Here is a 22,114-nt window from a genome sequence, read left to right as displayed (position 1 = left end):
TAATACGTAACATTGACACGGAATGTGTCGGTATAAACACCAGCAGGGGTTGTGGCTGTTGTAGGTGCCTGTAATTTAAATTTAAGAACAGCATTGACTGGTGCACCTATAGGTAAAATCCCATTCGCATACCAGTTTCTTGTTGATGAATCTAAATCATAATTTCCATAAGAAACTGAATTATATAAATAAGACTGATTAATTTTGAATGGTAGTTGATGCCCATTTCCATCCTTTAAATGCATATTCCCAGCTTCTAGTGAATCTGTTGTTACATAAAAGGTATATGTATCTATATTACAAATAATAGTAAAGCCCCCAGTAGCTTCTGTACCATCTTCAGGCACAATTACTCCTGCACTCACATTGGATAAAGTACAACTTCTAGGGACATCTACGCCCATCGGTATACTTGAGGTGGTTGTTGCAGCCTGTGTTAGACCACTTCCTAATAACAATGCTGTCACAGCAGCACTTTTAAGTAATATTTTCATTGTTGTCTCACAGTTCGAATATTTAAAAAGTTACATCCAAGTACAACACATCCTAATAAACCCCTTTAGACGTCGTGCTTTGGACAAGTTCTGCTAATTTCACATGAATTGTTTCTTGTTCTACATTAGCGAGGTCATGCACTTGAATTGTTTGACCGCATCTAATTGATAAACATTTCCTATAACATTCATTTGAATTAACATCTTTAACTTCATTCCACCTGACGCTTTTACAAAAGTTCCACTCCACCCTTCTTGTAACGACGAAGATTAAAAAACTTCTGTTGCAATAAGCGCTCTTTACTTAAAACAATTTATGGGCTGAAGAATAGACGTCACGACACTCACTGAAGACATTTTCTTCGCTGCATCTACCTATAAAGAAATAAAAAGCACAACATATAAACATTGAGTACAAAACTTCCTCATGATATCGCCCTTTTAAATATGCCTTAAGTTATTTATTATTAGACGCTTTTCTAGACTTCTTATATATCCCTAAAATTAGGTATTTTAATATACTGATCATTAATAAAACTAAATTATTCTAGTAAAAAAACTAAACCCACTTAATAAAAAAAATGAAATAATTTTTAAATTAAATCAAAAACAAATACTTATTTTTTTATTTTAAATTTTTATAAATAATTATAGGTAGAATGGATATTCTACAAACACCCATTCTAAAATAAAGCTGAAAAATATAAATAGCAGTCATATTATTTTATTTCCAATTACCAATCACGTGGAGAAATTAATTCTTCTCCATCTGCATCATAATACTCATAGGCTTTTGCAATAAAATAAAAATCTTCCCCTATAGCTTCTCGTGCTACAGTTTCAATTTCACTCTCGGCTTCATCAAATGCTGTTTGTAAATCATTAATTTTTTCAGTTGCAGCATGTGTTAAAACATATAATTCAGCTAAGTTTTTAGGCTGATTGGTTTCAATTTCCTGACAGACATCAACTAAAATATTTTTAATTTCATCAACTAAATGAGCAGGATAATAAGCATCTCCGTACATCTCATTTAAAAATTTATATTGTAAAATTTTACTATTTTGAATTGGCATATTGACCTCTTTTTTATTTTCTTAGATAAAATTTAATCTGGTTTTTAGCATTAAATTTCATCAATTTTAAGCCAATAATTTAAAGATAAAAACTCAAAACTACAAAAGTGAACAAAGTCACAGTTTCTAAGATTTCAATACTCGCTCCCACAGTATCTCCTGTAATTCCTGAAATACGTTGGATAAATTTTTGACGCAAATAAAATAATGTCGTTAAAAAACTAAGAACAGTCAAAATACCGACCCATTTAAAATATAAAGTACACAATAGAAAAAATATAATAATTAAAATTGCACTTTTTTTCGGAATAAATGCTGTTAATGCCGAGCCTAAACCATTTTTTCTCATATAAGATGTGGTCAAAAATAAAATTAATGGTGCAATACGACCTAAAATAGGAAACATGATTAAAGCTATAAATTGTTTTTCTTGTAATAATACATAAATAGCTGACCATTTTAATAAACAAATAATGACTAAGCTTAATACCCCAATCGGTCCACAGCTTGGATCTTTCATAATGGCTAAAGTTCGCGCTTGGTCACCAAAACCTCCCACCCAAGCATCTGCGGTATCAGCCAAACCATCTAAATGTAAACCTCCTGTCAACCAAATCCATAGACATAAGATTATTGATGCCAATAAAATAAGAGGTAAAGTGTATAATAACATTGCTACAGCACATAATAATCCGCCAATGAGTAAACCTATTACAGGATAAAACAACAAAGATTGTCCATTTTGTTGCTGACTTGGCATCGTTTTGAGCTGAATCGGGAAAGTCGTTAAAAACTGTAATGCAATCAAAAATGCTGTCATTTTAAATGCTCTTATTTTCAGAACAAGCAGACCATAAACTGATTTTTTGCTTCGTCGTGTCTAACTCAAAAGAATGTAAAGTGCCTAGTTCTGCTGACATCGTTAAAATATTGTCTAGACTTTGTTGTGTTGCGAGGCATTTTAAAAGTTTAATCACCCCACCATGCGTCACCAATAAAACCTGATGCCAATGCTTTTCTAACATCTGCATTTGAATAGAATCCATCGCGTTTAAAACTCGACTTTGAAATTGCCAAATACTTTCGGCATTGGGTGGCGTAAACGCTGTCGGAGTTTGCCAAAACTGACTCAGTTGCTCAGGGAAATTTTCATAAATCCATTGGGTCGGTTTGGCTTCCCAATCACCAAAATGCATTTCTTGTAAATCTTTTTCTAAGATTAAAGGCTTATCATATTGCGTACTTAATTGTTGAGAAAATAAGCGACAACGTTGCAATGGTGAACTAAAAATACTCTGCCAAACTATTGGCGCTGCGGATTGAGTTAAAAAGGCATCCACTGTATTTTGCATTTGCATTTGACCCAGTGCTGTCAAAACATCATCTGTTGAGCCTCTTAAAGTATGACTCAATGTGCTTTCACCGTGCCTTAATACATCAATCCGCAATTTCATCCAATTTCTCTACTTTTCTTCAATCTGATTACATCAAAATCACATTAAAAAATTAAACTTTTTCACCAATAACAGCCGCTTCAGCAAATGTCGCCATGTGGTTATGCAAACTACATGCAAGTTTAATGATGCCTAAAGATGCACCTGCACCACTACCTTCACCTAAACGTAAATTTAATTTTAATAAAGGCTGTGCATTTAACTCTGCGAGTAAACGTTGATGCCCATATTCAGCAGACTGATGACCGAAGAACATCCATTCACGGACATTTGGATTTAAGCGAACTGCAAGCAACGCAGACACAGTACTAATAAAACCATCAACAACCATCGGCAAGCCCACTTGCGCACAGCGAATATAAGCACCTGCCATCGCTGCAATTTCTAAACCACCCACTGCGCACAGTGCTTTAAAAGCATCGCCACGAACATATTGTTGATGTAAAGCCAAAGCCTGATTAATGATATTTTTCTTATGTTCAAGTTGCTCAGCACGAATACCTGTACCTACGCCTGTTAACTTTTCTGCCGTTTCATCTAACAGAAAACATGCCACAGCCGAAGCTGAACAGGTGTTACCTATTCCCATTTCACCTGCGACATAAATTGATGCATGTTGTGATAAAGCTTGTTCTACGCTTTCTTTACCCAGTTGCATGGCTGCTTGACATTGTGCTTCTGTCATTGCAACTGTTTTAGCAAAATTTGCTGTTCCTTGGGCAATACAATGACGCTCAACACCTACATAATCATAACTTTCACCAACTGAACCACAGTCAATGACTTGTAATTTTGCATTATATTCTTTCGCAATAACACTGATACAAGCACCACCTGTGGCAAAGTTTTGCAACATTTGTCGCGTCACTGCCTGCGGATAAGCTGAAATATTTTCTTCCATGACACCATGATCGCCCGCAAAAATGGTGATCCAAGGAAAGTTAATTTGTGGCTGTTGCTGACCTTGTAAACTTGCGAGCTGAATCGCAACATGCTCTAACTCAGAAAGTGAACCTGTTGGTTTAGTCAGTTGCAGTTGACGTTGTTCTGCCTGTGTTTTTGCAGCTTCACTTGGCTTTTGACATGCATCTAACCACCAATTCATTCCTTTTCTCCTTTTAAATACATTGGAAAACCTGCCACACAAAAAATAACAGTGTCTGCGAGTTGTCCAAGTTGTTGATGTAAACGACCTGATTCATCTACAAATTTCCGAGTAATTTCACCCATGGGTACTACGCCCAAACCTGTTTCATTACTCACTAAAATAATATTGGCTTGTAAATGAGGTAAAATCTTAAACAACTTTTCACATTCAATCGCCTGTAAATTTGATGCTACAGATGACGTACTTTGATCATTCGCCATTAATAAATTGCTCATCCATAAGGTTAAACAATCCACTAAAATCACATGCTCAGGTTGATCTATTTTTTCTAATAGATCAGCCAGATGTAGTGGCTCTTCATAAACAGCCCAATCAGCAGGTCGCTGATGTTGATGATGTAAAATGCGTGATTGCATCTCAACATCCCAAGCTTGGGCTGTCGCCACATAACTCACAGTAAATTGGCTATCTTGTGCAATTTTTTCAGCCAAACGACTTTTTCCTGAACGCGCGCCACCTAAAATGAGTCGAATCATAATTTACCTAAATGAATATGTTGTTCTGCATATAATTTGCCTTGAATAATTTTTGCTTTGTAATAACCAAAGCTTAAATGTGTAACATCAAGTTCAAATTGTTGCTGTTCAAGTGTTTCAATATGCTCAAATATTTGTTCGGCAGTAAATACCGAATGATATAGACCAAGCGTAATATGCGGAACATAGTGTAATGCGGCAATTTCATGATGATTTTGTGCAAAAAGATGCCTAAAAACACTTAGGCTATTATTTTCATCTAAAATTTCAACAAATAAGGCACTTTCAAAACTTTGAATTTTGCCTGTTTTTATTTTAAATGCACCGAGTTTTTGCTTAGTTAAATTTTTTATCTGTTGGCTCAATTGTTGTTGTGAAAAATCATCATTTAAAACAGGTTGATATTCTGTTAAAAATCCACAAATAAAAAGCGTAATATGAAATTGACGAATATTTGGTTGAAATAAAAAGGGAGAAAAATGTTCACGTAATTTTTGTAAATAATGCTGTAGTTTTGGTTCGGTGATTTCTATATACCAAAGTGCATAATCCTCTCGTCCCCGATGCCATTCAGCATAATCATGGGAAAGTGTTGGAATAACAGTACAAAAAGGTTGAAGAAGCACAATAATTTTAACAGAAATGAATGCGTTTATATTAGACCATAAAACTAAAAAGATTGCCTTATGTCACAGTCAAACGAGAGGAAATTTAAAACTGAATAATATTCATAATTGCTTAAATTGAGACTGTAAATAAAACTGTGTAAACGCTTAAACTCTCCCTCAACGCTGTTGAGGGCTACACAGGTGTTTACTATGAAAGATGAAGCAATGCTGGCATTAGCCAAAGAATTCGCTAAAAACCTAAAAACAGAAGCTGACTTAAATAATTTCAGTAAAGCGCTAAAAAAGCTCACTGTTGAAGCTGCACTTAATGCAGAATTGACTGACCATTTAGGCTATGAAAAAAATAGCTCAAGAACGGGTAAAAATACACGTAATGGTTATACGACAAAGCGTCTATTAACCGATGATGGTGAGTTTGAACTGGACACACCCAGAGATCGTGATGGTACCTTTGAGCCTCAACTGATCAAGAAGAATCAAACCCGTATCACGCAGATGGACAGTCAAATTCTATCCTTGTATGCCAAAGGCATGACAACGCGAGATATCGTTGCCACATTCAAGGAAATGTACGATGCAGATGTATCACCCACTTTAATTTCCAAAGTGACCGATGCTGTAATCGATCAAGTCATCCAATGGCAAAATCGCCCTTTGGATACACTCTATCCAATCGTTTATCTGGACTGTATTGTTGTGAAGGTACGACATAACAACACAGTCATCAACAAGGCTGTATTTCTTGCTTTGGGTGTTAACACTGATGGTCAGAAAGACTTACTCGGGCTATGGATGGCTGAAAACGAGGGAGCGAAATTCTGGTTATCAGTTCTTACGGAACTCAGGAATCGTGGCTTGCAGGATATTTTAATTGCCTGTGTAGATGGGCTTAAAGGCTTTCCTGATGCGATTAATACGGTCTATCCTGATACTCAAATTCAGCTCTGTATAATTCATATGGTACGCAATAGTTTGAAGTATGTCAGCTGGAAAGACTATAAAGCGGTTACAGCTGATTTGAAGAGAATCTACCAGTCAGTAACCGAAGATGAAGCGATACACGCTTTGGATGAATTTGGTCAGAAATGGGATGATAAATACCCTCAGATTAGCAAATCATGGCTGGCAAACTGGGTAAATCTCAACACCTTCTTTGCTTATCCTATGGATATTCGTAAAGCGATCTACACGACGAATGCGATTGAATCATTGAACAGTGTTATCCGTCATGCGACCAAGAAAAGAAAAATCTTCCCAACGGATGATTCAGTTAAAAAGGTGGTATATTTAGCAATTATGGAGGCAAGCAAAAAATGGACAATGCCTATCCAAAATTGGAAAGCTGCCATGAATCGCTTTAGTATCATGTTTGAAGAGCGTGTAACCAAGTATTTTTAAAACTGTATTTACACAGAATTATTTACACCCTCCTTAAATTCTAAGCTTAGCTTTGATTTCTTGTGCTTTTTTTAAATTTTGAGGTGTACCAATACCATATTCATAACAATGTGCAATAATTTTAAGTGCTTTTTGGTCACCCTTATCCGCATAGTAAAGATAATATTGAAAAGCCTGTTCAGGATCTTGTGCAACGCCCAAGCCATTCATATACATTTCACCTAATTTCATAGAAGCATGAGGCTGTCCCAAAGCTTCTATTTTTTTATACCAATATAAAGCCTTGCTATAATTTTGGGCTACAAATTCATTGCCCTGAAAATAAAGATCACCTAAACGTAACAATGCCATAATATCGTTTTGTGTCGCGGCTATTTCATAAAACTCAATGGCTTTCTTCATATCTTGCGCTGTCCCCAAACCTTTTTCATACATTTCAGCGAGTTGATATAAGACATCTGCACTCTCATTCTTTTTTAATAATTCATTAAAAATTTCAAATGCACGTTTTTCATTGCCCTGACTTGCCGTTTTATAGTCTAAAGCTAAATTATATTTTTCATAAAATGTATGATCTCGATCTTGATTAGGCTGTTTATCATTTTTCTTTGCCCAATATTTTATTCTATTCTCATAATCATTTCTTGTATAAGAATATTCAAAATCAATATCTTGTGTATTTATGATTTTTTGCTTCCAATAAGCTGACTGTGTTAAATCGACCACCGTACCAATACCAAATTTATACATCACCACCATAAACATTTGTGCTTCAGGATCACCTGCTTCAGCCGATTTTTTATACCATTTAAAAGCTTCTGTATTACTTCCTCGAACACCTTGGGCGTGGAAATACATCCATGCTAAAAATGGTGCTGCCTGATGATTTCCCTGTAAAGCTGACTTTAAAAACCAGTAATGTGCTATTTGATAATCCTTTTCAACACCTGCACCTTGTACATACATCCAACCCAATTGTGCCTGTGCAAAGGCATCATTTTTTTGAGCTAAACGCCAAATCCAATGATAAGCACCTTGAAAATCAGGACCTTGTCCATTGTTATAATAATAGGTTGCTAAACGAATTTGTGCCTGAGTATGGTCTTGATTGGCTGCCTTTTTATACCACTGTAAAGCTTCTGCTTGACTGATCTGAATAGGTTGGAAAAATTGATCAAAACCATCTTCTGCTTTGGGTTCAGCATATATAAATGGTTGTATGACCCAATTTAACATTTTTTTAAATGACGATTGTTGATCATTGAGATTGATATCATTTCGATCAGCCGTTTCAATTTGATCAGCCAACTCAAATTGTGCTTGTGCCTGCCCTCGAATCGCTTGCAAATAAATTTTATCAATCAATGGCTCAGGATATATGATGAGCATGACATCAAATGAAATCACGCTTACAAATAATGAAAAACATAAAATTCTTGACTTAATCAACATATTTTTCTAATTTCTATCATTAACTTTTTTTTAAATAAAAGCATTTAATAAGACAAAACTTTGTCAAATCCACAACTATGATTTTAAACTTAAAATGATCTGTCTCATATCTATATTTCAATGCAGAACTTATCAATATGACAATAATTTTTTATTTTAAATATCAACTTAAGGTCTTAAACGCTTTATTTATTGCACAATAATATAGCAAAAATTTTAGCTTATTTTCTTATATTTATATCTAAATATTTGAATTAGATAAAAATAATAAGCCTTATAAAAAAAACTTAGGATTAAGAAGAATTAAATATTAAAATATTCATGTTAGGATGCATCATCAGTGGATTACAAACACACTATTCACGTTTTAAACATGAATATGTGCATAGAATATTCAAACTCAGTAATATTAGGAGTTTCTGATCTTTATGAATCAGAGTTTTCAAATTGATGCCATGCGCGCATCAGCCACAGATGTGGTTTCATTACTCAAATCGTTAGCCAATACTGACCGTTTACTGATTTTGTGTCATTTGGTGCAACAAGAACTCAATGTTTCACAAATTGAAGAACAAACCAAAATTACACAACCTACGCTCTCACAACAATTAATGATGTTACGTAAAAGCGATGTTGTCACCACACGCCGTGATGGTAAACAAATTTATTATTCTATTAAAGATCCAAAGCTTAGCCTTGTCCTAAATACTTTATATGATTTGTATTGCCCGCATCTTTAGGCTTTGATGGACAATAATACTCAACTCGGCTTTTATTTAAATACACATTATTTTGATCGTGGTCATGATATGTTCAATACGTTTTGAAAAACGTCTAGCCCTATTCAATAAAATTTAGACTGTAATTCTTAGCATTTTTTCTGCATAATATATACATAAATGTGATATAGAGCGTTTTATGCCTACCAAGTCTCAGTCTAAATTGAGTAACATTCTCCCTGCATGGCAATGGCTTCAGCACTATACCCCTACAGCCTTTAGAGCAGATTTACTGGCTGCTCTGATTGTTATTGCCATGCTTGTACCTCAAGGTATGGCATATGCAATGGTCGCGGGGTTACCTCCAATTATGGGATTGTATGCCAGCATTCTTCCCATGATTATTTATGCTTTAGTGGGTGGAAGTCCGACCTTATCCATTGGTCCTGTTGCGCTCATTTCGATGATGACATTTGCAACTTTACAGCCCTTATATGAGGTGGGATCACCTGTTTATATTCAAGCTGCCTGCTTATTAGCAGTTTTGGTCGGTATACTTTCAACACTGTTTGGTATTTTCCGTTTTGGTTTTTTGATTCGTTTAATCAGTCATCCTGTGATTAAAAGCTTTATTATTGCATCAGCAGTCTTAATTGCTTTAAGCCAATTTAAATTTTTAGTGAACCTTCCATTAAAATCTGGAAATATCCTTGAATTTATTAGCTCTACGATTGAGTATATTCGCTTAATTCATCTACCTAGTTTAGCATTTGGTGGACTTTCTATTTTATTGTTAATTTATGCACCTAAAATACTTACTGCACTTTTTTCAAAACTAAATAAAAATACACTCAATTTTTTAAATAAAGCGATTCCTTTACTTTTGGTGTTTTTCTCCATTGCTTTTGTTCATTTTTTACACATCGAACAATTCGGTATTAAAACTGTAGGCGAAATTCCATCAGGTTTTCCACCCCTTGCTATGCCATTTTGGTCTTGGGATTTAGTGATACAACTCCTTCCCGGTGCAGCCATGATCACGATGGTCAGTTTTGTAGAATCTATTTCTATTGCACAGGCAACTGCATTTCAAAAAAGAAGTGAATTAAATAGTAATCAAGAACTTGTTGCATTGGGTTTAGCCAACTTAAGTGCTGGTTTTAGCGCATCTTTTCCTGTTACGGGTAGCTTATCACGTACCGTCGTCAATGCCGATGCAGGTGCAAAAACACCAATGGCTGGGGTGTTGTCATCTATTTTTATTGTGATTGTCAGTTTGTACCTAACAGGTATTTTTAAAGAATTACCTTTAGCGGTATTAGCAGCAACCATTATCGTATCTATTTGGAAACTGGTAGATTTTAAACCTTTCCTTGAAGCTTGGCGTTATTCTAAAGCAGATGGTATTGCCATGTGGGTGACCTTCTTCGGTGTACTTTGCATTGATATCTCAACAGGTTTAATCATTGGTATTATTTCAACCTTTATGTTATTGCTTTGGCGTATTAGCCGTCCTCATATTGCTGTCATTGGTTTAGTTGAAGGAACACAGCATTTTAGAAATATTTCTCGGCATGATGTATTAACCAGTGCCAATATCATTTCTATTCGAATTGATGAAAATTTAAGCTTCTTAAATGCCAATACTTTAAAAGAATTTGTGATTGCTGAGGTCAGTAAAAATGAACATTTACATCATGTTGTCATGAACTGCTCAAGTGTAAGTAATATTGACCTCAGTGCTTTAGAGGCTTTAGAAGACATTAATGCTGAACTATCTAAATTGAAAATTCAATTACACTTTTCAGAAATCAAAGGTCCTGTCATGGATCGTCTTAAAAGCTCTAAACTTTTAGAGGAATTAAGTGGAAATATTTACTTAACACACTATCAAGCGATGCATGAACTTGATGCTCAAACCTTTTGTTCTGTATGATATTGTATTATCAGGATAAATTTAACACAAATGGAATTCTTGATTTTAGAAAAATTCGTATATTTTTTAATATCTTATTTTTTATGTGAAAATGTTTCATTTTGTTAGAGCTTTTAGGTATAAAATAGTCCGCTTGTTTATCAATTTTAGCCCAGTTTAAGGCAACTCAGGTTTCAATATGTTCGCTGCCCTAGCACGTTTAAGTTTAGTCACACGTATTCTTATTGCCATAATACTTGGTTTTATTGTTGCATATCTTTTCCCAAATACTGCGGCTTATGTCAGTATTTTTGGGGATGTTTTTATTAAAGCATTAAAATCTGTTGCGCCGATTTTAGTGTTTGTTTTGGTGATGGCATCTATTGCTAACTTTAAAGTTGGTCAAAGCAATCATCAACTTAGACCTATTTTAATGATGTATGTGGTAGGTATGGTCTTCGCAGCATTAAGTGCAATTTTTGCTAGCCTCGCCTTTCCAAGTACTTTAATGTTTACCAGTGCAACTGATATCGCTTTACAACCTCCGGGTAGTGTTACGGAAGTTTTAAAAAATTTACTTTTAAGTTTTATTAGTAATCCAGTCACAGCGTTACATGAAGCAAATTTTATTGGCATTTTGGCTTGGGCTGTTGGTTTAGGTACTGCTTTACGCCATAGCTCAGAAACAACCAAACGCGTGATTACTGATGTTGCAGATGCCATCAATGCCATTATTCGTATTGTGATCAGTTTCGCTCCTGTTGGTATTTTTGGTTTAGTGGTTGCAACTTTTGCACAAGCAGGTTTAGAAACACTAGAGAACTATGCACATTTAATTATTGTATTGGTTGCGACGATGGCTTTTGTTGCTTTGGTCATTAATCCAATTTTAGTCGCTTTGGTGATGCGCCGTAATCCATATCCTTTAGTGTTTAAATGTCTAAAAGAAAGTGGAATTACTGCATTTTTTACACGTAGTTCTGCTGCGAATATTCCTGTAAATTTAGACTTAGCTAAACGCTTAGGCGTTGATGAGGCGACCGCAGGCGTTGCTATTCCACTGGGTGCAACCATTAATATGGCAGGTGCCGCAGTGACAATTACAGTCTTAACTTTAGCTGCTGTAAATACGTTGAATATTCATGTGGATATGACCACAATGATTATTTTATCAGTCGTTTCTGTGGTGACTGCATGTGGTGCTTCTGGCGTTGCGGGTGGTTCTTTATTGTTAATTCCTGTAGCTTGTGGCTTGTTTGGTATTCCAAGTGAAGTTGCAATGCAAGTTGTTGCCATTGGTATGGTCATCAGCGTACTCCAAGATTCAACTGAAACTGCGTTAAACTCATCTACTGACGTCCTATTTACTGCTGCCGTAGACCTTGCTAAAAAATAATCACCTTCTATACTGACTGAATTAAATTTTATTTGATTCAGTTTGTGACATGCCACTTCAACAACTTCCGCTTTGGGTGCAACTTGGTGCTTTTTTACTTGCACTCAATGCAGGTATGATCAATGTTATAGGCTTAATTACGCTGTTACATCAGTCTGTTTCACATATGACTGGAAATGCGAGTATGCTTGCCATTAGCCTTTTTAAAGGTGATATTTCCAGTATTATTTTCCTCATTTTAATTATTTTAAGCTATGTACTTGGCTCTAGTTATAGTGGGTTTATTCTAGGAAATAGTCATTTTAAAGTAGGTCGTCGTTATGGCTTACCTCTGAGTTTGATGACTTTGTTTATTGTATTGAGTTGGTGTTTTATTACCCATTATCCTCGTTATGGCTTACTTTGGGCATGTGCAGCAATGGGGATTCAAAATGCGATGGTCAGTCATTATCAAGGTGCGATTATTCGAACCACTCATTTGTCTGGTGTCTTAACAGATTTAGGACTTGCCTTAGGTTATCTTTTTCGTGGGCTGCAAGTCGAAAAAAAGCGCGTCATTTTACATTTATTGATTTTATTTGGCTTTATCTTTGGAGGAGTAATTGCCACAGCTGCATATCCTTATTTAAAATTAGATACCTTTCTAATTCCTGCACTGCTAAGTTTTAGCTTAAGTTGCATTTATTGGTTAATTTATTTTCGTATTCATTATCTTGTCAAGTGATAGTAGGTTGTTCACATGGTTAAAAATGCTTTAGCAGCTCAGTTATTAAAAGCGGGCTTAGTCGATAACAAAAAGGCAAAAAAATTGTCTAAACAGGCACAACATGAGCATCGTACAGGGCAAAATGATGATGCCCAAATCAAAGCAAAAATTGAACAAGATAAGCAAGAAAAAATTGCAAAAGACCAAGCATTAAACCAAGAAAAACAACGTATTTTAGATGAAAAAGCTTTAGTTGCAGCAATTATACAAATGATTGCTCAGCATAAAATCAAAGATACTGACGGTGATATGACTTATCAATTTATTGATGAAAGCAAAATTAAAAAAGTCTATATCAACCAACAAATTTATAATGCCTTAGTTGCAGGTAGTTTAGTCATCGCAAAAGAAAATACTAGTTATGCTTTCTTACCTAAAGCACTTGCTGAACGTATTAATGACAAAATGACAGGTTTTATTCTTGTGAATAATGCTGAAAATCATGAACAAACCACAGATGAGGAAGATCCATATGCAGCATATGTTATTCCTGATGATTTAATGTGGTAAACATTTTTTAGCTTTTAAAATGCACTCAATAACAAGATATCCAGCAAATGTCATATTTGCTGGTATTTTTAAATCAATGAAATTAAATACAATAAAAACAAACACAAAGCCTATTATAGATTTATTTTCAAAAAATCTTTTTCCCACAAAGTTTCTACATAATTTTAAGTTAAGCTACGCAAAATTACATAAATGGAACGTGTTTTCATGCTTTACACACAATATCGTACATTACAAAAATGGAAACTCAGCGGCTTAAGTTTTGCACTATTATGCATCAGTGCTCCAAGTTGGGCAGATTCAACTCCTCCTGAGCAGCCCTCAACAACAGAACCCATTCAAACTTTAGATACTTTATCTTTTCAAGCCAAAGCAATAGCTAAAGATCCTGATATTAGCGCAATAGCAAAAACGACCGTGACACGTGAAGAAATGCTCAAGTATGGGGATCAATCTGTCAATGATACTTTACGTCGTGCCGCAGGTTTTCAAATGCCTGCACCTGGTCAAGGTCCACGTGGCGGCGGCGGTGCATCAGGTATGCGTTTTCGCGGTGGTGCTGCACCTATTTTTCTGGTCAATGGTGAACCAGTACAAGGTGGACCACGTGGTGGTATGTCGATTGTCGATACACTTACACCCGACATGATAGAAAAAATAGAAATTACCAAACAACCTAGTGTGGCTTATGGGTCTGTCGCTTCAGGCGCAGTTATTAATATCATTTTAAAAGAACCTTTAAAAAATGCGCCTATTGGAGGAACTGTTCGTGCAGGTTACTCACTCGCAAAAGCTGGGCAAAATGATGAAGATAGAAAAAACCTTTCATTACAAATGGATGGTCGTGACCAATCATGGCTATATAGCTTTTCTGCCAATCAAATGTGGACAGATGCAACACGTATCACCCAAACACAAACAGCAAATCAAACACGTGAACAAAAGCGTGTCATAGAACAACGTTCAACCATGTTTGCTCCACGCGTAGAATATGAGATTGACAGTAAACAGAAAGTAGTTGGCGAAATTTTCTATCGTAAAAATGAAAGTGATGGCACACGTGGCGACCAGATTCAAAATGATGAAAATGAAAGCATACGTTTCAATACTCGTTATGAGCGTAAAGACCAAGGAGACTCAGATAAAGTTCGTTTTTCTGTTGAAAAACAAGATGAAACTGAGTCAACACGTGCTTTACAAAATAACAGTTATATTGATGAAACCATCAATGAATATGGTTTTGCCTACGATGGTGTACGTAAATTTGATGCTAAAAAACAAATTAAGTTTGGTTTAGACACACGTGCGAGTGAACTCGAAAGCAATATGACAGATGCTTTAGATGAAAAACGCTATGCACTTTATGCAGAAGGCAGTTGGCGATTTACAAATCGTCAAACTTTAACCTTAGGCGCGCGCCAAGAATGGTTAGATCGTTCAGGTTTAGTTGAATATACTGACCAACATTTTAGCCCTGTTCTAGCCCATCGCTTTGATTTCACTAAAGAATGGTCATTACAAACCAATATTAGCCAAGCATTTAGAAGTCCAAACAGTAACCGCCTGACTCCAACTGTAACACTTTCGACAGATGCTGATGCAGGTTCATTAAATAATCCTGATCGTGGCGGTAATCCTAATCTAAAACCTGAAAAAGTTACGGCTTATGAAACAACATTAGGCTATAACACGACTGCTGGTGGTATGAATATTACCGCATTTCAACGTGATATTGATGACTACATCGAAAAATCGATTCAACTTGAAGGTGATCGTTATGTAGAGCGTCCTTACAACCAAAATAATGCCACAACCTATGGTGTAGAAATTACAGGACGATATGCACTGAAGCAAACTGAGCAAGGGCATTCATTTATGCTCAATGGTCAACTTTCAACTGTACGTGCCAAAGTTGAAGATGAACAACACCATGAACGCCTTGTGAGTGATGTCGCACCTTATACTGCAAGCACAGGCATTTCATACAACTACCAACCTTGGCAACTAGCAAGCAGTATTAACCTAAACTATGTTCCTGAGTTTACACGTGCTTTAGAAAACCAAGCGTATGACCGCACAAGTAATGCACGCTTTAATGTTGATGTCAGCCTTACTAAACGTTTTCAACAAGGTTGGGCAACCACGCTCACAGGACGAAATCTATTAAGCACAGATTATAAAGAAAAATTAACTGACCAAAATACAGGTGCAATCTATCAAGCACGTAATAACCAAGCAATTCCATCTGTCATGCTTAGTGTTGAAAAGAAATTTTAATCCTTAAATTTCTTCGTTGAAGATTTTCCATCAAACACGAACTCGCACAATAAATAAAAAAACCGATGAATATTCATCGGTTTTTTGTTTTTGCTTGATGTTAAATAAAAAATTAAATGCTCAATAAACATCTCTTAAATAACGTTTTTGTTCATATAACTTTTCGTACTCAACTTTGCCTAAAATCTCTAATAACGCTTGGTCAACTTGCTGTGCCATTCCTTGCATACTACCGCATACATAAATTGCAGCTCCATCATTCAGCCATTGCTTGAGTAATTCAGACTTCGCATAAAGACAGTCTTGCACATATTTTTGTGCTTGCCCATCACGTGAAAAAACCCGATCCACTTCAGTTAAGACACCTTGTTGCTGCCACGCCTGAATCTGCTCATCATAAACCGTATCAAACTGTGCTTGACGCTCACCATAAATCAACCAGTTATGTTGTCTATTTAACAGCGCTTGTTGTCGAATATGAGCTAATAAACCAGCAATACCAGAGCCATTTCCAATAAAAATTGCGGCTGGAAAGTCTAAGTTTAAATGAAACGCAGAGTTTTGCCGTATACAAGCAGAAATAGACTCCCCTATTTGCAAACTGTGTGTCAATAAGCCTGAACCTAAACCTAAACCTTGCTCATGAACTTCCTGTCGCACCACCAATTCAAGTCTATTCTGCTCGACTAAACTCGCAATTGAATACTCACGGATAGGGTAATCTCGTACATCGATAGCATTATGACATTGAATTTCCACCAGATCACCAGCTTGCCACGACATATTTTCAGTATATGAAAATTCCAACTTAAACAGTGGATTACCTTGACTGCCCTGATTTAACAACTGACGAGAAGTCAATTTGAATGTTGACCATTTACGTTCAATATTTAAATCAACCAACTGAGTTTTTAACAAAGTTTGCAACTGCATTTGCCATTGTTTTAAATCTGACTGTTGCAACTGATTAACACAAATCATTTCAAATAAAGCGTGTGCTTGTTGCTGTTGCAACCAGTCCTGCAACACCGTGCCAAATCTACAAAAATGTTTATAGTGTCGGTCTCCCAAAGCCAAAATTGCATAATGATGTTGCGACAAATCTACAGCCGATTGCATCACCTTCCGATAAAACTGACGTGCTGTATCAGGTAAATCACCCTCACCATAGGTACTGACAATCCATAAAGATTGTAAACTTTTTTGCAAATCCGAAACTGTGATATCTTGAATATTCAATAAATAAGTTGAATAACCTGCTTGTTGCAGTTGCTGTTGTGTTTGTTTTGCCAAATTTTCAGCATGACCTGATTGACTCGCATAAACAATTAGATAATCAGATTGATGAGAAAAGTTTTTTTGTTTTTTGTTTTTCCAAATCAATAAAACGATTATAAACAATACAATAACCAACAAAATTGCCAAACACAGCAATACGCCTTCTACAGCTTGTGTCATTTTATCAACCTTAAATTGCAGCCCAAATCAACCACATGAACAACACAATACTTGAAGCAATTAAGACTAAATGTGTAATTAAACGTGTTTTGATACTCAAAAATAAAATAAAACCTGCTAACGATAAAATAGTAATCAAAATAGCACTAATATCAATGAGCCAACGCCACGCAGTACCCGAGTTTTTTCCTCGATGTAAATCATTGATCAATGAAATGGTTGAAGCAGGTTTACTACTGATTTCCATTTCGGCAGTGTCCAAAGTCACCCAAACATCGGATGAACCCGCGGGGCTTTCCAAATGAATCATAATTTCACCATCTAAGACTTCACTGCTCTGATAACGTCCAATCAAAGCATCCGCTTGTTGCTGGCGAATATAATTTAAAATTAAATCACTTGGATTCTCTTTGGCTTTAATCTCAGCTAATAATTCATCAGGTAATGAAATCGTACTGGTATTTTCTTTTTTGGCTGGCTCAAACCATTCAGGATGATTCAAAAAAATGCCTGTAATTGAAAAGAAAATTAAGACTAAAAAGGCAAATGCTGATAACCACCCATGCACATAGCGTGCATGGCGGTAAAAATCACGTTTTTGATACACGTTGAATATCTCTTTATCAATAACTTATATCGCTTAGTTCACTTTTTGAAAATTGAGTTTGAGTGCTCCAATTTCTTTTTGTGCAGCTAAAGTCTGTTGACTTGATTTTGCTTTTACATCTAAATCAAAAGTTTGATATGAATGCTCACCATGTTCACGTGAAGTTTCAATATGGATCTGATATTGTCCAGCAGCTACAGCACGTCCAGTATCATCTTTACCATCCCAAGCTAATTTATACTGTCCTGGTTGACGTGATGGTTTAGCAACGGCATCTAAATTGGTCATTTGACGTCCATAACGACGCCACCATACATAATTTGAGTTAATCCATTTGTCATCTTTACCCCAAACCGCAAGTGTACGCACAATTTTTTTATTCTCATCTGTTACCCAGACAGAAACATAAGGTGCTCTATATTTTTCCACTTCGAGTTTAGGAATCACCAAATCAATCACAGCTTGATAACCCGCAGGCCATTTTGCGCTTGCACCTGTTGCAACATTGACAAAATCAAGTTGATGATTAGCACTTTGAGTTAAATTTGACCAACCACTACTTTGATATATTTGACCACTTGCTGCAACCACTTGGGCTTCATAGCCGACCAATGCTTCAATGAGTTCTAAGCCTTGTTGTGGAGACATTGCTGCCAAAGCTGTTGCCAATGCATCACTGTCTGCCGCACATGTTCCAACCACAACACATTGTTCTACATGTTGCAAAGCTAGACCTGTTTTTGGGTCTAATAAATGGGACTGTCCTGCTAAATTACGATAACCTTTTCCACTAAAAGCCACTGCTTGATCATTTAATTTTAGAAACTGATCAGGTGCAGTATTATCAAAATGATTAAAAGCTGTTTGTACACCAATATTCCAAGCATCTTTTTGTGGTGCTTCACCCCAAACTCTTAAATCTCCACCAATATCAACTAAAATTCCTTGTATTGAAGGTACTGCTTGCTGTGCAGCCACTAAAGCGCGGTCAATAATATAACCTTTTGCATAAGCATCAGGAGCAAATTTTACATTTTCATCAATTTCAATATGCTGACTTTTTTCATCAAGCTTTACACTGTGTTCAGTTAACTGCGCCAATACTTGTTTTCTGGTTGCTGCATCTAGCTCCACAACACCATGACTTTTTTCCCATAAGGCAATAAGCTGTCCTAAACGAGCATCAAAAGCACCACAGCTTTGATGACGGATTTGCTCACAGGCTGCAATGACTTCAAATAATTCAGATGAAGCTTGAATACTTTTATTTTTATTTAATTGGCTAATCTCACTATCATCACGCCATGTCGATAAAATTTTATCTAAACGGGCAACTTCATTTTCGATTGCTGCAAAAGCCTTTTGTGCATCTTGTTTAGAACTTCCCATCACAATAACATCTAAAGATGTACCTAAAACATGATCACGATGAAATTGGTGGCGTTGCTGATTTACTTGGTCTAACTGACTTTCTAAATGAACATCTGAATTTGCTTGTGCTGTTATTGGAGAAATCAGCGTTAAAGCCATCACTAATGGTGAAAGTTTGAATGCCAAAGATTGAGTCATGGTTCTTTTTGCAGCAATGTTCAACATGCTGAAACTCCAAAAAATATTTTCACAAATAATATTGATAATGATATTTGTTATCAAGTACATTAGTGCAAATTTACAAACTATTTAATTTATGGAACTTAAACCATGAAACATTTGTTCAAAATTGCACTTCTTTCTGCTTTACCAATCATGGCATCCGCTCACACTGCTAGCCCATTTTTATTACCAGAACTCTTTGATAGCAAAGCTGCGCAAAATATTACTTTTCAAAGTGCAATCACTGTTGAGAAATTTTTTATTCCAAGTAATAACTTTAAAACCAGCTATGTCGTAACTGCACCAGATGGTCAACAAACGCAAATCAATGCAGCAGCTTCACTTAAACGTTTTAATATCGGTGAATTTGATTTAAACGCTGACGGTACTTATCGTATTCGCACTCAAGATGCTCAAGGAAATATTGGCAAATATGCACTGGTTGATGGACGATGGTTACGTGTTCGTCCTGTACGTGCCCCAATGCCAAACAATGAACAAAAACCAGCAGCTACGGAAACTAAAGCACCAATAGAACAAAAAACTGCTCAAATTCCTCGCGTTATTTCTGCAGATAAAGTTCCTGAAAATGCACAAATTTTAGAAGTAAAAAATAATATTATTGCTGAGAGTTATGTCACTAAAGGAAAACCATCACCAATTCCTACAGTCACAAACAAAGGTTTTGAAGTTAAATTATTAACACACCCAAATGAACTATTTTCAGGTGAAGCATTAAAAGGGCAAATTTTATTTAATGGTAAAGCTGTTGCAAATCAAGAAATTGACATCTTTAAAGGTGCAAGCAGCTATGAAACAAATGCTCAACGTGAACAACCACATGTCAAAACAAATGCTAAAGGTGAGTTTGAAATTAAGTTTGAAAAAGCAGGCATTTACCTCATTACAACAGCTTATCCAGAAGCAGATGAAGACAATCGTAAAAAACCACAAAGTGAAATTTATACTTATGGCTTAACGGTTGAAGTTACTGAATAAAAATATAACGTAAAGGAAGTTTCGGCTTCCTTTCTTATTTTAGAGTAGCATGAAAAAACCCGCCTTTAAGAGCGGGTTTAAAGTCATCAACTTGAACAGTGATGATTAAAACACGGCACAACAAGACCAGGGAAAATCTTTATCGCTTTGTTTTAATGCGGTTATTATCCCTAAAAAAACTTTGATCTACTTATCATTTTCAGCCATTTTTATGTCATTTTCTGACATTTTATTTACTACAGCAGCACAAAATACTTTTTCGGTCATCCCTGAGTCAGTGAGTGACTGTTTTTGACGCTCTAAAAACTGATTAGAGATCATCAACATAATGCTCGCTGTATTTAACTGTGCATTATTTTTTGAAATGTCTGCAATCTGTTGATATGCATTCATTCTGCTACAAAAAGCTTTCTTTTGTGTTGCTGCATCGACTTGATCAGACTCATCTAATATTTTTTTTGTAGCATTGACCTCTTGAGTATAATAAGCAATGCGCTCGTCATATTCTGCTTGTGTCAGTTTCTGATAATCTTGTGCAAAACTTAGATTTGAATGACTCAATCCACAGCACAAAAAAATCATTCCCCAATATTTTATTTTATTTATAGATTTAAAATGCATCGGCTTTCCATACATCCTCATAGTCATCAGCGTCGATCATAAAGCGAAAGCCCTGCTCTAAAGCTAAATATGGAATCGCATCTGGAAATATTTCTTCAAGCTCCTTTACGGTAACCAGTTCAAAATCATCTTGCTCAGCAGCTAATTCTCCACCATAAATAAACCATGCCACTTGATTTTCATCAGGTGCTTTACGCAAACCGACAATCGGTTCTTGGTTTAAAGTATGTTTGGCAATCGCAATCACATCTGTTTCATTTACTTTGATATAACGAGAATCAAATTCTTCACATACCAATTTTTGTTCTTCAATAAAATCTTGCAACATAAATATTCTACATCGTTCAGTTAGATTTCAAATTTTATGCATTTCATTCTAAATGCACAATGCAACTTGATGAAATAAAAATAGCAAAACCCCGAACATTCGGGGCTTTGCATCATTTAACGACTATATTGAACAGTTATTGCTGTTGATTATGTTTCTGTTGATCATTTTGCTGACGTTGCTGATCAGATTGCTGCTGCTGTTGTTTCTGATCATTTTGTTGGTTTGGCTGATTAGATTGTTGTTGCTGTTGATCATTGTGTTGGTTCGATTGGTTTTGTTGATTAGCCATTTTCATCATCTTCCTTTGCAATTTGGGGAATGCCGTATGAACAACGACAAAATCTACTTTAAAACTTTTTCCTCTTCGCACAAGCCAATAGATGTGTCATTTTCAGACAATGTAAAGCTTAAAATATAAACCCTTCAAATGTTGATGACTTTTAAATGACATAATTACTTTGGTTACCCAATCTTGCCAAACGTTATTATTTCTTTACATCATTTTATTTTATTGACATTTTATTCAGCAAATAAAGTACAAAAAACAGGCTTAATTTTTATCTTGCTCAACATTTTTAGAATAAAAATGATCATTTCTATCATAGAAAGAAATGTAATCCTGCATGATATGGAAGTTTTGCCAATCCTATAATTTTTCTTGGTCTGATTGACTGTTCATTTGTCATACACAGATTGAGCAATTCGGTCAATCTCATGCTGAATTTACACGCAATGCATTTCAGCATGAACTTTTAAAAACCCTGCTCTAGTATCA

General features: G+C 35.6%; 22 protein-coding genes. 8 read left to right on the top strand and 14 right to left on the bottom strand.

The genetic code is table 11. The features are described from left to right. The 7 genes from HX124_RS14490 to HX124_RS14460 all read right to left on the bottom strand — a co-directional run. Positions 1–467: Csu type fimbrial protein (locus tag HX124_RS14490; RefSeq protein WP_286418712.1), on the bottom strand; the 467-nt coding region annotated here is incomplete at its 3' end. Between the two features lie 761 nt (positions 468–1,228). Beyond that, a complete protein-coding gene (locus HX124_RS14485; protein ID WP_286376930.1) occupies positions 1,229–1,570 on the bottom strand; it encodes a DUF5713 family protein in 342 nt (113 codons plus the stop codon). A 79-nt stretch (positions 1,571–1,649) separates the two neighbouring features. Beyond that, entirely contained in the window at positions 1,650–2,390 is a 741-nt protein-coding gene (locus HX124_RS14480; protein WP_286383643.1) for an adenosylcobinamide-GDP ribazoletransferase, read from the bottom strand. Between the two features lies 1 nt (position 2,391). Beyond that, complete coding sequence (locus tag HX124_RS14475) at positions 2,392–3,024, bottom strand: histidine phosphatase family protein (protein ID WP_286383642.1); 633 nt, start codon at positions 3,022–3,024, stop codon at positions 2,392–2,394. 52 nt (positions 3,025–3,076) lie between these two features. Further along, complete coding sequence (gene cobT / locus HX124_RS14470; RefSeq protein ID WP_286383641.1) at positions 3,077–4,129, bottom strand: nicotinate-nucleotide--dimethylbenzimidazole phosphoribosyltransferase; 1,053 nt, start codon at positions 4,127–4,129, stop codon at positions 3,077–3,079. Continuing rightward, positions 4,126–4,668 carry a bifunctional adenosylcobinamide kinase/adenosylcobinamide-phosphate guanylyltransferase gene (gene cobU / locus HX124_RS14465; RefSeq protein ID WP_286383640.1) on the bottom strand — a complete coding sequence of 181 codons (543 nt, stop codon included), beginning with the start codon at positions 4,666–4,668 and terminating at the stop codon, positions 4,126–4,128. Before cobU ends, cobT begins: the two co-directional genes overlap by 4 nt. Next, entirely contained in the window at positions 4,665–5,294 is a 630-nt protein-coding gene (locus HX124_RS14460; RefSeq protein WP_286383639.1) for a 2'-5' RNA ligase family protein, read from the bottom strand. Before HX124_RS14460 ends, cobU begins: the two co-directional genes overlap by 4 nt. A 192-nt stretch (positions 5,295–5,486) precedes the next feature. On the opposite strand from HX124_RS14460, the gene HX124_RS14455 reads away from it, so the two are divergent. Beyond that, on the top strand, positions 5,487–6,695 hold the full coding sequence (locus tag HX124_RS14455) for an IS256 family transposase (protein WP_286383664.1): 1,209 nt from the start codon (positions 5,487–5,489) through the stop codon (positions 6,693–6,695). A 33-nt stretch (positions 6,696–6,728) separates the two neighbouring features. Here HX124_RS14455 and HX124_RS14450 read toward each other — a convergent pair whose 3' ends face one another. Continuing rightward, positions 6,729–8,147 (bottom strand): tetratricopeptide repeat protein, encoded by a 1,419-nt coding sequence (locus HX124_RS14450; RefSeq protein ID WP_286418710.1) that lies wholly within the window; start codon positions 8,145–8,147, stop codon positions 6,729–6,731. A 428-nt stretch (positions 8,148–8,575) separates the two neighbouring features. On the opposite strand from HX124_RS14450, the gene HX124_RS14445 reads away from it, so the two are divergent. The 6 genes from HX124_RS14445 (at position 8,576) to HX124_RS14420 (ending at position 15,730) form a co-directional block, all read left to right on the top strand. Then, positions 8,576–8,887: an ArsR/SmtB family transcription factor gene (locus HX124_RS14445; protein WP_107008976.1), complete on the top strand. Its 312-nt coding sequence runs from the start codon at positions 8,576–8,578 to the stop codon at positions 8,885–8,887. 178 nt (positions 8,888–9,065) lie between these two features. Beyond that, positions 9,066–10,802, top strand: a complete 1,737-nt coding sequence (locus HX124_RS14440) for a SulP family inorganic anion transporter (RefSeq protein WP_107008977.1) — start codon at positions 9,066–9,068, stop codon at positions 10,800–10,802. 178 nt (positions 10,803–10,980) lie between these two features. Further along, complete coding sequence (gene sstT / locus HX124_RS14435; protein ID WP_107008978.1) at positions 10,981–12,177, top strand: serine/threonine transporter SstT; 1,197 nt, start codon at positions 10,981–10,983, stop codon at positions 12,175–12,177. Between the two features lie 49 nt (positions 12,178–12,226). Further along, positions 12,227–12,901 carry a YoaK family protein gene (locus tag HX124_RS14430; protein ID WP_286383636.1) on the top strand — a complete coding sequence of 225 codons (675 nt, stop codon included), beginning with the start codon at positions 12,227–12,229 and terminating at the stop codon, positions 12,899–12,901. Between the two features lie 15 nt (positions 12,902–12,916). Beyond that, positions 12,917–13,453, top strand: a complete 537-nt coding sequence (locus tag HX124_RS14425) for a DUF2058 domain-containing protein (protein ID WP_286376939.1) — start codon at positions 12,917–12,919, stop codon at positions 13,451–13,453. Between the two features lie 207 nt (positions 13,454–13,660). Beyond that, positions 13,661–15,730: a TonB-dependent receptor plug domain-containing protein gene (locus HX124_RS14420; protein ID WP_286383635.1), complete on the top strand. Its 2,070-nt coding sequence runs from the start codon at positions 13,661–13,663 to the stop codon at positions 15,728–15,730. 120 nt (positions 15,731–15,850) lie between these two features. On the opposite strand, the gene HX124_RS14415 is transcribed toward HX124_RS14420, so the two are convergent. Genes HX124_RS14415 through HX124_RS14405 form a run of 3 tightly spaced genes read right to left on the bottom strand, consistent with a single transcriptional unit; the run spans position 15,851 to position 19,391 of the window. After that, positions 15,851–17,188 (bottom strand): sulfite reductase subunit alpha, encoded by a 1,338-nt coding sequence (locus tag HX124_RS14415; protein WP_286383634.1) that lies wholly within the window; start codon positions 17,186–17,188, stop codon positions 15,851–15,853. Positions 17,189–17,198: 10 nt separating this feature from the next. Beyond that, positions 17,199–17,795: a PepSY-associated TM helix domain-containing protein gene (locus tag HX124_RS14410; RefSeq protein WP_107008983.1), complete on the bottom strand. Its 597-nt coding sequence runs from the start codon at positions 17,793–17,795 to the stop codon at positions 17,199–17,201. A 33-nt stretch (positions 17,796–17,828) separates the two neighbouring features. Next, a complete protein-coding gene (locus tag HX124_RS14405; RefSeq protein WP_286383633.1) occupies positions 17,829–19,391 on the bottom strand; it encodes a DUF2271 domain-containing protein in 1,563 nt (520 codons plus the stop codon). A gap of 105 nt (positions 19,392–19,496) precedes the next feature. Here HX124_RS14405 and HX124_RS14400 point away from each other — a divergent pair, with 105 nt between their 5' ends. Continuing rightward, complete coding sequence (locus HX124_RS14400) at positions 19,497–20,387, top strand: DUF4198 domain-containing protein (protein WP_286383632.1); 891 nt, start codon at positions 19,497–19,499, stop codon at positions 20,385–20,387. Between the two features lie 186 nt (positions 20,388–20,573). Here HX124_RS14400 and HX124_RS14395 read toward each other — a convergent pair whose 3' ends face one another. From HX124_RS14395 to HX124_RS14385, 3 genes are all read right to left on the bottom strand, one after another. Next, positions 20,574–20,948 (bottom strand): hypothetical protein, encoded by a 375-nt coding sequence (locus tag HX124_RS14395; protein WP_286376945.1) that lies wholly within the window; start codon positions 20,946–20,948, stop codon positions 20,574–20,576. A 49-nt stretch (positions 20,949–20,997) separates the two neighbouring features. Beyond that, positions 20,998–21,336 (bottom strand): immunity protein Imm33 domain-containing protein, encoded by a 339-nt coding sequence (locus tag HX124_RS14390; RefSeq protein ID WP_107008986.1) that lies wholly within the window; start codon positions 21,334–21,336, stop codon positions 20,998–21,000. Positions 21,337–21,472: 136 nt separating this feature from the next. Continuing rightward, positions 21,473–21,628, bottom strand: coding sequence for a hypothetical protein (locus HX124_RS14385; protein ID WP_286383631.1), 156 nt, complete (start codon positions 21,626–21,628; stop codon positions 21,473–21,475). Between the last annotated feature and the right edge of the window lie 486 nt (positions 21,629–22,114).

The organism is Acinetobacter sp. 226-1, from assembly GCF_030329325.1.
In the GTDB taxonomy this organism is placed as follows: domain Bacteria; phylum Pseudomonadota; class Gammaproteobacteria; order Pseudomonadales; family Moraxellaceae; genus Acinetobacter; species Acinetobacter sichuanensis.
The sequence above is the reverse complement of the archived record's forward strand: the minus strand, read 5'-3'. Positions and strand labels throughout refer to the sequence as shown.